Annotated in this window: 13 protein-coding genes and 1 riboswitch; of the genes, 6 read left to right on the top strand and 7 right to left on the bottom strand. The window is 63.4% G+C overall.

From position 1 onward, the window contains the following. Positions 1-40: 40 nt before the first annotated feature. The 7 genes from xerC to ABW22_RS07245 form a co-directional block, all read right to left on the bottom strand. Positions 41-955 (bottom strand): tyrosine recombinase XerC, encoded by a 915-nt coding sequence (gene xerC, locus ABW22_RS07215; protein WP_059754020.1) that lies wholly within the window; start codon positions 953-955, stop codon positions 41-43. A 161-nt stretch (positions 956-1,116) separates the two neighbouring features. Continuing rightward, positions 1,117-1,779 carry a DUF484 family protein gene (locus ABW22_RS07220; RefSeq protein WP_059754023.1) on the bottom strand — a complete coding sequence of 221 codons (663 nt, stop codon included), beginning with the start codon at positions 1,777-1,779 and terminating at the stop codon, positions 1,117-1,119. Continuing rightward, positions 1,779-2,627 (bottom strand): diaminopimelate epimerase, encoded by an 849-nt coding sequence (dapF, locus tag ABW22_RS07225; protein WP_059754026.1) that lies wholly within the window; start codon positions 2,625-2,627, stop codon positions 1,779-1,781. Before dapF ends, ABW22_RS07220 begins: the two co-directional genes overlap by 1 nt. After that, positions 2,624-2,959: a CoA-binding protein gene (locus ABW22_RS07230; RefSeq protein ID WP_419184921.1), complete on the bottom strand. Its 336-nt coding sequence runs from the start codon at positions 2,957-2,959 to the stop codon at positions 2,624-2,626. The genes dapF and ABW22_RS07230 overlap by 4 nt, the downstream gene beginning before the upstream one ends. Positions 2,960-3,058: 99 nt before the next feature. Then, positions 3,059-3,562, bottom strand: a complete 504-nt coding sequence (locus ABW22_RS07235) for a GNAT family N-acetyltransferase (protein ID WP_059754030.1) — start codon at positions 3,560-3,562, stop codon at positions 3,059-3,061. After that, positions 3,555-4,469: a lipid A biosynthesis acyltransferase gene (locus tag ABW22_RS07240; protein ID WP_059754032.1), complete on the bottom strand. Its 915-nt coding sequence runs from the start codon at positions 4,467-4,469 to the stop codon at positions 3,555-3,557. Before ABW22_RS07240 ends, ABW22_RS07235 begins: the two co-directional genes overlap by 8 nt. Then, positions 4,466-5,335: a lysophospholipid acyltransferase family protein gene (locus tag ABW22_RS07245; protein WP_059754035.1), complete on the bottom strand. Its 870-nt coding sequence runs from the start codon at positions 5,333-5,335 to the stop codon at positions 4,466-4,468. Before ABW22_RS07245 ends, ABW22_RS07240 begins: the two co-directional genes overlap by 4 nt. A gap of 189 nt (positions 5,336-5,524) precedes the next feature. Here ABW22_RS07245 and metK point away from each other — a divergent pair, with 189 nt between their 5' ends. The 6 genes from metK to ABW22_RS07275 all read left to right on the top strand — a co-directional run bounded on the left by metK (position 5,525) and on the right by ABW22_RS07275 (position 12,799). Next, entirely contained in the window at positions 5,525-6,691 is a 1,167-nt protein-coding gene (metK, locus tag ABW22_RS07250) for a methionine adenosyltransferase (RefSeq protein ID WP_059754037.1), read from the top strand. 76 nt (positions 6,692-6,767) lie between these two features. Next, positions 6,768-6,844: riboswitch (S-adenosyl-L-homocysteine riboswitch) on the top strand. Positions 6,845-6,905: 61 nt separating this feature from the next. Beyond that, entirely contained in the window at positions 6,906-8,330 is a 1,425-nt protein-coding gene (ahcY, locus tag ABW22_RS07255; protein ID WP_059754040.1) for an adenosylhomocysteinase, read from the top strand. A 25-nt stretch (positions 8,331-8,355) separates the two neighbouring features. Further along, positions 8,356-8,703, top strand: a complete 348-nt coding sequence (locus ABW22_RS07260) for a phage holin family protein (protein WP_059754042.1) — start codon at positions 8,356-8,358, stop codon at positions 8,701-8,703. A 3-nt stretch (positions 8,704-8,706) separates the two neighbouring features. Beyond that, on the top strand, positions 8,707-9,537 hold the full coding sequence (gene metF, locus ABW22_RS07265; protein WP_059754044.1) for a methylenetetrahydrofolate reductase [NAD(P)H]: 831 nt from the start codon (positions 8,707-8,709) through the stop codon (positions 9,535-9,537). Positions 9,538-9,681: 144 nt separating this feature from the next. Beyond that, a complete protein-coding gene (locus tag ABW22_RS07270) occupies positions 9,682-10,503 on the top strand; it encodes a PstS family phosphate ABC transporter substrate-binding protein (RefSeq protein ID WP_059754045.1) in 822 nt (273 codons plus the stop codon). A 22-nt stretch (positions 10,504-10,525) separates the two neighbouring features. After that, a complete protein-coding gene (locus tag ABW22_RS07275; protein WP_059754047.1) occupies positions 10,526-12,799 on the top strand; it encodes a putative bifunctional diguanylate cyclase/phosphodiesterase in 2,274 nt (757 codons plus the stop codon). Positions 12,800-12,874: the final 75 nt, after the last annotated feature.

Raw genomic sequence — 12,874 nt, forward strand, 5'->3', positions numbered from 1 at the left:
GTCAGGCTGAGTGATTGCCCACATTCCGGGCTGGGTGCGGTCAGCCTTTCTTGCGCGCGCGCGGGTGCGCCTGGTCGTAGACCTTGGCGAGGTGTTGCCAGTCGAGGTGGGTGTAGACCTGGGTGGTGCTGATGCTGGCGTGGCCGAGCATTTCCTGCACCGCGCGCAGGTCGCCGGACGACTGCAGCACGTGGGTGGCAAACGCGTGGCGCAGCATGTGCGGGTGCACGTGCTGGCCGAGCCCCGCCTGCAGCGCCCAGCGGTTGAGCCGCAGCTGCACGCTGCGCGGGGTGAGGCGGGCGCCGCGCTGGCTGATGAACAGCGCGGCGGTGGTGTCGCGCGCCTCCCCAGGGATACCGTCCCTGCGGGACATAAGCGGCTGCCGCTGCAACAGCCAGGCGGCAAGGGCGGCCAGCGCGTGTCGTCCCACCGGCACGATGCGGGTTTTGCGGCCCTTGCCGGTAACCTGCGCTTCGCCCGATTGCAGGTTGACGTCGTCGAGATCGAGTCCGGTAAGTTCAGACAGGCGCAGCCCGGACGAATAGAACAGCTCAAACATGGCGCGGTCGCGCGCGGCCAGGGCGTCGTCGCCCTCGCCGCGGCCGTCGAGCAGTTGGGTGCAGGTGTCGGGCGACAGGATGTCCGGCAGCGCCTTGGCCGCCTTGGGCGGGCGCAGGCCGAGGCAGGGGTTGCTGGCGTAGCCGAGGCGGCGGCAGGCAAAGAGGTAGAACCCGCGCCAGCTCGACAGCTGGCGCGCCACGCTGGCGGCCGCCAGGCTCTGGCTGCGCAGCTTGACGATGGCGCCGCGGATGTCGGTGACAGAGAGTTCGGCCAGCGGCTTGCCGGCAGTCAATTTGGAGAGATTGGCCAGATCGCGCTGATAGGCCGTGACCGTATGCGGCGACAGCCGCCGTTCGGCAGCGAGGTGTTGCAGATATTGAGCGACCGCGCTCAAGCTAAAAACCTTTCACCACAGAGGCACAGAGAACACAGAGGAAAAAAACAGGCTTTGCCCTGTTTCTGCGCCCTGCCCACCAGGATCGATATCGGGTCGGCAAGCCATTGATTCCTTGCCTTTCCCTGTGCCTCCGTGTCTCTGTGGTGAGGCATTCAGGTTTACCCCTGCATCCGCGCCAGCGCGGCACCGACCAGCTGGCCCAGCCGTTCGAGATACAGCGTGCCCATGCTGGGGTAGAAGCGCTTGGCTTCTTCCGAGGCCAGCACCAGCAGGCCGACGGGGGGCGCAGCAGGCGTGGGCCGCAGCGGAATGCAGGCAAACGCGCGCAGGTGCGGCGACACTTCGCCGAACCAGTCGTCGGCGTCATTCACCGCCAGCGCGCCGCACACCGGCTGCGCCATCGCGGCCACGCTGTCGCGCACGGCGGGCGATACCGGATCAGTCAGGCCGGGTGTGGTGTCCGCCGGCAGATTCCAGACTCGCAGCGCGTGGTGCGGCACCGCAAAGCCCTCGCGCAGGTGGAGCGCCAGCGCCGCGATGATGTCCAGCGGCGTGCGGGCGGCCAGCAGCGCCAACGTCAGCGCGTGCAGCTTCTCCGAAATGCCGTCGTTTTCCTCGCCGAACTGGATCAGCTCGGCCAGCTTGTTCTCCAGCATCCGCACCTTGTCGCGCATCGCGATCAACTGGCGCTCGCTCATCGACACCGCGTGGGTGCCGTGCGGATGCGGGATATGCAGTTCCGCCAGCAGGGTGGGGAAGTCGTTGAAGAAATTGGGATGCCGGGTCAGAAACTCGGCGATGTGTTCGGGTTGCATGTCCATTAGAGTTCGATCTCCCCTTCAAATACGGTTTCTGCCGGCCCGGTCATGTAAACCGGCTGGTCCTTACCCGCCCACTCGATGACGAGGTTGCCGCCGCGCGCGTGCACGCTGACCGGGCTGGCGAGCCAGCCCTGCCGGATGCCGGCAACCGCAGCGGCGCAGGCGCCGGTGCCGCAGGCCAGGGTCTCGCCGGCGCCGCGCTCGTAGACGCGCAGGCGGATGTCGTGCGGGGTCAGCACCTGCATGAAGCCGGCGTTGACCCGCTGCGGGAAGCGCGAATGCGATTCGATGGCGGGTCCGAGGATGTCCACCGGCGCGCTGTCGAGGTCGTTCACCCGCAGCACCGCGTGCGGATTGCCCATCGACAGCACCGCGATCTCAAGGACGTGCTGGCCGACCTTGAGCGGATAGGTCAGCGTCTCGGCTTCAGCGGCGAACGGGATCTCGGCCGGCGCAAAGCGCGGCACCCCCATGTTCACCCGCACCAGGCCGTTGTCGAGCAGGCGCGGTTCGATCACGCTGGCGGCAGTTTCCACGCGGATCGCGGTCTTGTCGGTGAGGCCGTGGTCGTGCACGAAGCGCACGAAGCAGCGGGCGCCGTTGCCGCACTGCTCCACCTCGCCGCCGTCGGCGTTGAAAATGCGGTAGCGGAAGTCGGCGTCGTCGCGCGTGGTCGCCTCGACCAGCAGGATCTGGTCGCAGCCGACGCCGAAGTGGCGGTCGGCAATGCGTCGGCACTGTTCGGGGGTGAGCGCGACGGTCTGGTTGATGCCGTCGAACACGACGAAGTCGTTGCCCAGGCCGTGCATTTTGGTGAAGCGTAATCGTGTGCCCTGTTGGGTATTCATGCGGTCATTAACCTGACGTAGTCTTTCAATATGCAGCGGTCCATCACCACCGTCATGCCGCCGGCCTGCGCACGCTGCGCGGCGGCCTCATGCACGATGCCTTCCTGGACCCAGATTGCGCCCGGTAAATGATGCACCGTCGAAAATGGCCGGTGCATGGAGTGTAGCGCCAGGCATTGCGCGACGATAGCCGGCACGTGCTCGGCGGCGCGAAACACATCGACCAGATCGACCTGGAACGGGATGTCGGCAAGATGTGCATAGGCCTGTTCGCCCAGCACCGCGTCCACCAGCGGGCGCACCGGAACGATGCGGTAGCCGTAATGCTGCATCGCCTGCGCCACCCGGTAGCTCGGGCGCGCGGGCTGCGGCGATGGTCTTGACGGTTTTCAGCAGGGCGCGCAGGCCGTCGTCGTCCGGGTTCGCGAAAGTCACAGCATGCGGTCCATCACATGGTCGTCCATCACGAATCCGTCGCCGAGTTCGAACACGCGCGATTCGACGATGCGGAAGCCGTATTTTTCGTAGGCGGCAATCGCCTGGGTGTTGCCGCGGTTGACCTGCAGCCACAGGCGGCGAACCTGCTGCCGGCGCGCCCAGTCCTCGACCGCCCGCAGCAGCAGGGAGCCGATGCCGCGACGCTGCAGCGCAGGATGCACGTAGAGCTTGTCGAGCTTGCAGCCCGATTCGTCGAGGATGGCGTGGGCAAAGCCGGCCAGCGCACGAGCCTGCCGCGCCACCCACCAGGCCTGGAGCGAATCGCCCAGCTGCTCGCGGATGCGTTCCGGCGCATAGCGGTCGGCCAGCATGGCGTCGATCTGCGCCTGCGAAATCAGGGGCGGATAGGTGGCCTGCCACACCACGCGCGCCAGCGCGCTGACGGCGTCGACATCAGTGGCCGTCAGCCGCTGCACGCTGGGCGGCGCATCATTCATAGAGACTGGGTTCACCCGCAGGGCGGGTCTTGAAGCGGCGGTGCAGCCACAAGTATTGCGCTGGCATTTCGCGGATGCGCTCCTCGATGAAGGCGTTCATGCGGGCAACGTCGGCTTCCAGATTGTCGCCCGGGAAGTTGTCCCACGGTGGATAGAAGCACACACGATAGCCACGCCCCCACGGCAACTGGCGGGTGATGACCGGAATGATCTGGGCGTTGGTGAGTTTTGCCAGGCGCGGCAAAGCCGACACGGTGGCAGCAGGGATGCCGAAGAAAGGCACGAACACGGCGTTGAGGCGACCCTGATCCTGATCCGGCGAGTAATGAAGCGGCAGACCGTCCTTGAGCGCCTTGAGCACGGGCTTGATGCCGTCGCTCTTTTCGATCAGAACCGGCGAGGAAAAACGGGCGCGCCCACGCAGCATTATTTTGTTGGAGACAGGGTTCCTGGCGCGCGCATACAAGTTAGCAACGGTCTGATCCACGGACAAGCGCATGCCGCCCATGATGAATCCGACAAAATGCGGCGCCAGCCAGATCACCGGGCGGACGCCGTCGCCGCGTGCGGCTTCAGGATTGTCGATCTGGATCAGGCGACGCAGGCGCGCCTCGGAACCCCACCACAACACGCCGTGCTCGAGCACGGCGCGTATCGAGGCCTGGAAGGTCTGTCGCAGCCAGCGGCGCCGGGTTCTGGTAGAAGCTTCGGGAAAACACAGCGCCAGATTGGTTGCCGCGATGTGCCGCCGCTTCCCGGGCAGCAGTGCCAGCAGCCAGCCCAAAGCATTGCCAATGGCCGCCTGCAGCGGCAGCGGCAGCCAGTGCAGCAGCCACAGCAAGCCGACGCCGAGCCAGACCGGGATCAGGGAGGGGTGCAGCAAGTTGTCGGCGTCGGCGGGTTTCATGCTTCGGGCGGATCGTCCGGCAGGGCGACGCCCCCCGGGCGCTTGTGGCGGTTGTAGCTCCACATGTACTGCGCGGGGAAGCGCCGCACCACCTCTTCCACCCCCTGGTTGATGCGGGCGGCTGCTGCGGTTTTGTCTTCCGGCAGGGGGGTGTCCAGTGGAACGACATGCAGGTGATAGCCACGCCCCCAGCTCAATCGCTCGGCCGCGACAAAAAACGCCGCCGCGCCTGTCTTGCGTTGCAGGCTGGCGACCAGCGTCGGCGTATAGGCTGGACGGCCGAAGAATGGCGCCCATACCCCGTCGCCGCCGGTCGCCACCTGGTCGGGCAGGATGCCGATGCCCTCGTGGCGCTTCAATGCCGCCAGCAGGGCGCGCACGCCCGACAGATCGGTCGGCACCAGCGTCGCCTGGCCGCGCTGGCGACCGGCCAGCATCAGCGCGTCCAGCACCGGCTGGCGCGGCGGCTTGTACATGGCGGTGAACGGATGCCGCGCGGCGTAATACAGGTTGATCATTTCGAAGCAGCCGATATGCGGCGCGATGACGATCACCCCCTTGCCGGCGGCGCGCGCGGCATCGATGTACTCCCAGCCGCTGGTGCCCCTGACCAGTTTCAGCACTTTGTCATATGGGCGCAGCCACACCGGCAGCAGCTCGACGATGGACTTGCCCGTCTCGCCGATGGTCTGGCGCAGCAGGCGGCGGCAATCGTGTCCGGGCGTGCAGAGGCCGCTTTCGAACAGGTTGTTGCGCATGCGTTCGGAATGACGGCCCGGCGCCCAGTAAATCAGCCAGCCCAGCACGATGCCGATGCCATGCAACAGGGGCAAGGGCAGGCGGGCCAGCAGTTTCAAGAGGAACATCACGCGGGATTGACGGCCAGGGCGGCGGCACGGCACAATGCCGGCTTGGGTGTTCCACACATCCTGGTCAGAGCCGCCGCGTTAATCTTGACAACTTGCGGGCGGGATATAAATACAGCTAAAGCGTCGCCGCTCTGTTTGTCCCCTGAGTCGGTTACGCAGTCAGTAACCGGGGCAACAGGAGCATTCATGCAAAAAGAGTTCATTTTCACGTCTGAGTCGGTTTCGGAAGGTCACCCCGACAAGATGGCGGATCAAGTGTCGGATGCAGTCCTCGACGCGATTCTAACCCAGGACAAACATGCGCGCGTGGCGTGCGAGACGCTGCTCACCACGGGTCTGTGCGTGATCGCCGGCGAAATCACCACCACGGCAGTGATCGACTACAACCAGGTCGCGCGTCAAACCATCAAGCGCATTGGCTACGACTCGTCCGACATCGGCTTCGATTACAACACCTGCTCGGTGCTGGTCACCATCGGCAAGCAGTCGCCCGACATCGCACAAGGCGTGGACCGCGCGCACGACGACAACCTCGACCAGGGCGCCGGCGACCAGGGGCTGATGTTTGGCTATGCCTGCAACGAAACCCCGGTGTTGATGCCGATGCCGATCTATCTTGCGCATCGGTTGACCGAGCGTCAGTCCGAACTGCGCAAGGACGGCCGCTTGCCGTGGTTGCGTCCGGATGCCAAATCACAGGTATCGATTCGTTACGTCGACGGCAAGCCGCATTCCATCGACACGGTCGTGTTGTCGACCCAGCATGACCCCGACATTTCGCACGCCCAGCTGTCCGAGGCGGTGATCGAGGAAATCATCAAGCCGGTGCTGCCGAAAGAGATGTTGACCGCTGCAACCCGCTATCTGGTCAACCCGACCGGGCGCTTTGTGGTGGGCGGGCCGATGGGCGACGCCGGCCTCACCGGCCGCAAGATTATCGTCGACACCTACGGCGGCTCTGCACCGCACGGGGGCGGCGCATTCTCCGGCAAGGATCCGTCCAAGGTCGACCGCTCGGCGGCGTATGCCGGGCGCTACGTGGCGAAGAACATCGTCGCCGCCGGTTTGGCCGACAAGTGCATGGTGCAGGTGAGCTACGCCATTGGCGTGGCCAAACCGACCTCGCTGATGGTCGATACTTTTGGCACCGGAAAAATTCCCGAGGATAAAATTGTCGAGTTGATCCTGGCGCATTTTGATCTGCGCCCCAAAGGCATCGTCGCGATGCTGGATCTGTTGCGCCCGATCTACACCCGCACCGCGAGTTACGGCCATTTCGGCCGCGACGAGCCGGACTTCACCTGGGAAGTCACCGACAAGGCGGCTGAACTCAAAGCCGCCGCAGGCTTATAGTTCGGCGCGGCGGCGGGCGTGTAGTCAAACATGGCATAATCCCGGTTCCTTATTTTGGGCGAATGCTTCGCCCCCTCGTGCTGAGGAGCGCTGCGACTATCTCACCGATAGCCAGGCTCAGCGCGAGCGAAGTTTCAACTGCGCTCGTTGACTTGCAGCGGTTTTGCGGGCGAACGAGCAACCACCCGACCGCTGCCATTCAAGGAGTCTCACCATGAATGCAGTATCCATCCTCTCAAGTTTTAACGATTACGTGATCGCCGACCTGTCGCTTGCCGGCTGGGGACGTAAGGAAATCCGTATTGCCGAAACCGAAATGCCGGGTCTGATGGCGATCCGCGCGGAGTTCGCCGCGGCACAGCCGCTGAAAGGCGCGCGCATCACAGGTTCGCTGCACATGACGATCCAGACCGCGGTGCTGATCGAAACCTTGACCGCATTGGGCGCGGAAGTGCGTTGGGCGTCATGCAACATTTACTCCACCCAGGACCATGCTGCCGCAGCAATGGCCGCCGAATGCGTCCCGGTGTTTGCGGTCAAGGGCGAGTCGTTGACCGAATATTGGGATTACACCCATCGCATCTTCGAGTGGGCGGATGGCGGCTTCTCGAACATGATCCTTGATGACGGCGGCGATGCGACCTTGCTGTTGCATCTTGGCACCCGTGCTGAGCAGGATCTTTCAGTCGTGGCCCATCCCACCAGCGAAGAAGAGCGCGTGCTCTATGCCGCAATCAAGGCCAAGCTGTCGGCCGACCCGACGTGGTATTCGGTGCGCCTGGCCGCGATGAAGGGCGTCACCGAGGAAACCACTACCGGCGTGCATCGCCTGTACCAGATGCATGCCAAAGGCGAACTCAAGTTTCCGGCGATCAACGTCAACGATTCGGTCACCAAATCCAAGTTCGACAACCTGTATGGCTGCCGCGAATCGCTGGTCGATGGCATCAAGCGCGCGACCGACGTGATGATCGCAGGCAAAGTTGCTGTGGTCGCGGGTTATGGCGATGTGGGCAAGGGTTCCGCGCAGGCTTTGCGCGCGTTGTCTGCCCAGGTATGGGTGACCGAGATCGACCCGATCTGCGCGCTGCAGGCGGCGATGGAAGGCTATCGCGTGGTGACCATGGATTACGCCGCGGACAAAGCCGACATTTTCGTCACCGCCACCGGCAATTTCCATGTCATCACCCACGACCATATGGCGAAGATGAAGGACCAGGCCATCGTCTGCAACATCGGCCACTTCGACAACGAGATCGACGTCGCCGGCATCGAGGGTTATGAATGGGAAGAGATCAAGCCGCAGGTCGACCATGTCATTTTCCCTGATGGAAAACGCATCATCCTGCTGGCCAAGGGGCGCCTGGTGAACCTCGGCTGCGGCACCGGCCATCCGTCGTACGTGATGAGTTCCAGCTTCGCCAACCAGACCATCGCGCAGATCGAGTTGTGGCAGGAGCGTGATTCCGGCAGGTACCCGGTCGGCGTCTACACCCTGCCCAAGCATCTCGACGAGAAGGTCGCGCGCCTGCAGCTGAAGAAGCTCAACGCGCAGTTGTCCGAACTGACCGACCAGCAGGCCGCCTACATCGGCGTGCCCAAGACCGGTCCGTACAAGGCCGAGCAGTATCGCTATTGATCGATCTCACCTGAAGGAGCGCACCATGCGTTTACTGCTGCTGTGGATTCTGAATGCCGTTGCCCTGCTGGCGGTGACGTACTTGCTGCCCACCATTCAGGTGTCGGGCTTCGGCACGGCGCTGGTCGCCGCGCTGGTGCTGGGCTTCATCAACACGCTGGTGCGCCCGGTGCTGGCGATCCTCACCTTGCCGATCACGGTGCTCACGCTGGGGATTTTCTACCTGGTGCTGAATGGTTTCCTGTTCTGGCTCGCCAGCGCGCTGCTCCCCGGATTCCAGGTGCACGGCTTCGTTTCGGCGATGGTCGGCGCGATCCTGTATGGCGTGATTGCCTGGGCGCTGTCCGCGCTCATTCCCAACAAAAAAGGGTGATGCATGGCCGAACGCACATTCAGCTTTGAGTTTTTCCCGCCCAAGACCGCCGAGGGCATGGAAAAACTGCGCGCCACCAGAAAACAACTGGCGCAGCTCAATCCCAAGTTCTTTTCCGTCACCTTCGGCGCCGGCGGCTCCACCCGCGACCGCACCCTGGAAACCGTGCGCGACATCCAGGCCGACGGCAGCGAGGCCGCGCCGCACCTGTCGTGCATCGGCTCGACCGAGGACAGCATTCGTGAAATATTGAACGAATACAAAAGCCAGGGCATTCGCCATCTGGTCGCGCTGCGCGGCGATCTGCCGTCCGGTAGCATGGACGCCGGCGCATTCAACTACGCCAACGAATTGGTGGCCTTCATCCGCAAGGAAACCGGCGACTGGTTCGAAATCGAAGTGGCCGCCTATCCCGAAATCCACCCGCAGGCGCGCTCCTACACGGAAGACCTGGCCAACTTCAAGCGCAAGGTCGACGCCGGTGCGAATGCAGCGATCACGCAGTATTTCTTCAACGCCGACGCCTATTTCAACTTCGTCGAAGACGCGCGCGCGCTGGGCGTCACCATCCCCATCGTTCCCGGCATCATGCCCATCGGCAACTACGTGCAGCTGGCGCGCTTCTCCGACGCCTGCGGCGCCGAGATTCCACGCTGGCTGAGAAAGAAGCTGGAGATCTACGGCGACGACCTGCCGTCGCTGCGAGCTTTGGGACTGGATGTGGTGACCGACCTGTGCGACCGCCTGCTCGCCGGCGGCGCGCCGGGCCTGCACTTCTACACCATGAACCAGGCCAGTCCCAGCACCACGATTTGGCAGCGGCTGGGGTTGTGAGTCTGCCACGCCATCCTCGCTGCGCGCATCAGTATCCCTTGACTTAAGCTTTACACTTTTCAGCCGATACCTTACTAGAGGCGTCGGTGGTTGGACAGGGGGGTGTTCGCCTCTACCCACCTAATCATGAATGAAGAGTAAAGCATGCGCTATATCAATCATGTACTGACTGTCTTCCAAGCCAGCGTGCTCTTGGGCTTGTCGTTCGCCTCGCTCCCGGCCGTCGCGGACACGGTCAAGGTGGGCGGCACCGGCTCAGCGCTGGGCACCATGAAGCTCCTCGCCGATGCGTTCCAGGCCAGTCGCCCCGATACGCGGATCGTGATCGTACCGGCTTTGGGCAGCAGCGGCGGCATCAAGGCGGTCGCGGCGGGGGTGCTGGATATTGGATTAAGTGGGCGCCCGCTGAAGCCAGCGGAGCGCGAGCAGGGGCTCGCCGAGCGGGAAGTTGCCCGCACCCCGCTGGTGCTGGCCAGCATGCGCGCCCATTCCGGGTTCACCTCTGGCGACATCGCCCGGATTTACGGCGGCACGCTGCAAACCTGGCCCGACGGCAGCCCCTTGCGGCCAGTTCTGCGACCCGAATTCGATTCCGAAACTGTGCTGCTACGCGCTATTTCGTCCGAGATCGATCGCGCCTTCGCCATCGCCTACACCCGCCCGGGCGTGCATGTCGCCATTACCGATCAGGACAGCGCCGATGCCATCGAGAAGATACCGGGCGCGCTGGGCACCAGCACGCTGGCGTTGATTTTGTCCGAACAGCGCAAAATCAAAGCGCTGCCCTTGAATGGCTTTGCGCCCAGCGTGGCTGCCTTGGCGCGCGGCAGTTATCCTTATTTCAAGCCCTTGTATTTCATCACGCCGCAAAACCCGTCCGAGCCGGCGCGGGCTTTTGCTGCTTTCATTCAATCCAGGCAAGGCGCCAGGATTTTGTTAAACAACGGCTACCTTCCCCTGAAATAAGGGGGGAAATAACGACTAGCCCGTGGTCAAACGTCAAGACCCGTTCCCCCGCACGATTGGCCGCGTTGCAACCGTCATCGCGGTTATCGTCGCCCTCTGCCTGCCTGCGGGCTTTTTTGGTTTGTCCTATCAATATCAGGTCGGCGCCATGCGGGCAGAGGCGCGGTACAGCGCCGCGCAGACCACGCAGTATATTGTCCTCAACCCCGAGATGTGGCGCTTTCAGGTACTGCGGCTCAACGAGATGCTCGGAAAAGACCTCACCGAAACCACCCTGCCCGAACAGCGGCGCATTGTGGACGCATCCAGCCAGGCCGTCGCTGCGAGCGGGGAAAAGCTGGCCCCGCCCGTATTGGCCATCCGCGCGCCTTTATTCGATGCGGGCAAGACCGTCGGGTATTTCGAGGTGAGCCGCTCGTTGCGTCCCTTGTTGCTGGAGACCGGCTTGGTCGCGCTGCTGGGGATGGCGCTCGCGGCGGCGGTGTTCGGCGTGCTCAAGATATTGCCCTTGCGCGCCCTGAACCGCGCGCTCGACAGCCTGCGCCAGTCCGAGCAGCTTTTCAGCAAGGCTTTTCACGCCAGCCCGGATCCGGTGATGATCTGCCGCGTGCGGGACGGACGCATCCTCAACGTCAACGATAGCTTCGTCCGCCTCACCGGCTATGCCCCATCGGAGGTGCTCGGCCGGACCCCCAGCGAAGTGGCGCTCTGGGCCAACGAGGAAAACATGGCGCGCGCCAAAGAGCAGTTGCGGAGTGATCGGGCGGTCCATAACCTGGATATGACCCTGGTGACCAAGAGCGGCGAGCACCGGGACATGCTGGTCTCGTCCGAAATGGCCGAGATCAACGACGAGGATTGCGTGCTCACGGTCGCCCGCGATGTCACCGAGCAAAAACGGGCTGAACAGCGGATGGCCTATCTCGCCAATTACGACCATTTGACCGGACTCCCCAACCGCGCGCTGTTCCATGATCGCCTGGCGGGCGCCATGCAGCGGGCGCAACGTGCGGAGCATCTGGTGGGCCTGCTGTATCTCGACCTGGACCGATTCAAGCAGGTCAACGACAGCCTGGGCCACCCGATTGGCGACCAGTTGCTCAAGCAAGTGGCGGAACGCCTGCAGCGATACGTGCGGCTCAGCGATACCGTCGCACTGCCATCTGCCCGGGATGAGGGGGTGAGCACCACGGTGGCGCGACTGGGGGGCGACGAATTCACCATCGTGCTGGAAGACATCAAGCATATCGACGAAATCACGCGCATTGCCCAGCGCATTGTTTTAGATCTGGCCGAGCCTTTCGATCTGGATGGCCATCAGATCTTCGTGGGGGCGAGCATTGGCATTGCCGTTTACCCGTTCGACGATGTCGACCTCGACAACCTGATCCGCAACGCCGACGCCGCGATGTACCGGGCTAAAGCACTGGGGCGCAACAATTTCCAGTTCTACACCGACGATCTCAACGCGAATGCCGAGCAACGGCTGTTGCTCGAAACGGAGCTGCACCAGGCGCTGGATCGGGATCAATTCGAATTGGTTTATCAGCCCAAACTGAATTTGCGCACCGACCTGATCACCGGCGTCGAAGCCCTGCTGCGATGGAATTCGCCGCGGAATGGGCTGGTTTCTCCGGCCGACTTCATTCCCTCGCTGGAAGAAACGGGGCTGATCGTGCCAGTCGGCGCCTGGGTGCTGCGAACCGCATGCGAGCAGGCTGCGGCCTGGACTCGCGCGGGGCTGGACCTGACTATGGCGGTGAACCTGTCCGCGCGCCAATTTCGCGACGCGGGTCTGACGGGAGTCATCCAATCCACCCTCGTCGACACCGGGCTGCCCGCGAACCAACTGGAACTGGAGGTGACGGAAAGCCTGCTGATGGAAGACAGCGCGGGCAGCCAGGCCACCCTGACCCGCATCAAACAAATGGGTATCCACATCTCGGTGGACGATTTCGGCACCGGCTATTCGTCGCTCGCCTACTTGAAACGCTTTCCTCTCGACACGCTCAAGATCGATCGTGCCTTTGTGAAAGATATCGGGGTCGATGCGGACGGCACCGCCATCGTGCGTGCGGTGCTCGCGCTTGCGCACAGCCTGCGCCTGACCGTGGTGGCGGAAGGCGTGGAAACAATCGAGCAATTGAGATTTCTCCGGGAGACCCAGTGCGAACAGGCACAGGGCTACTTCATCAGCCGGCCGATGGATGCGGCGGCTTTCGTGGCCTGGATGGAGGCTCGCTACGCCGGGCAGACCGATGGCATGACCCCCTTCCGCGCAGGCAGTCAGGCTTAGGCCTCGGCTTCCGGCACTTCAGTGCGTGTAAATATGTAAATAGTATGTAAATAGGGTCGATTTCAGAAGTATGTA

The organism is Thiobacillus denitrificans (genome assembly GCF_001530125.1).
Taxonomy (GTDB): Bacteria; Pseudomonadota; Gammaproteobacteria; order Burkholderiales; family Thiobacillaceae; genus Thiobacillus; species Thiobacillus denitrificans_C.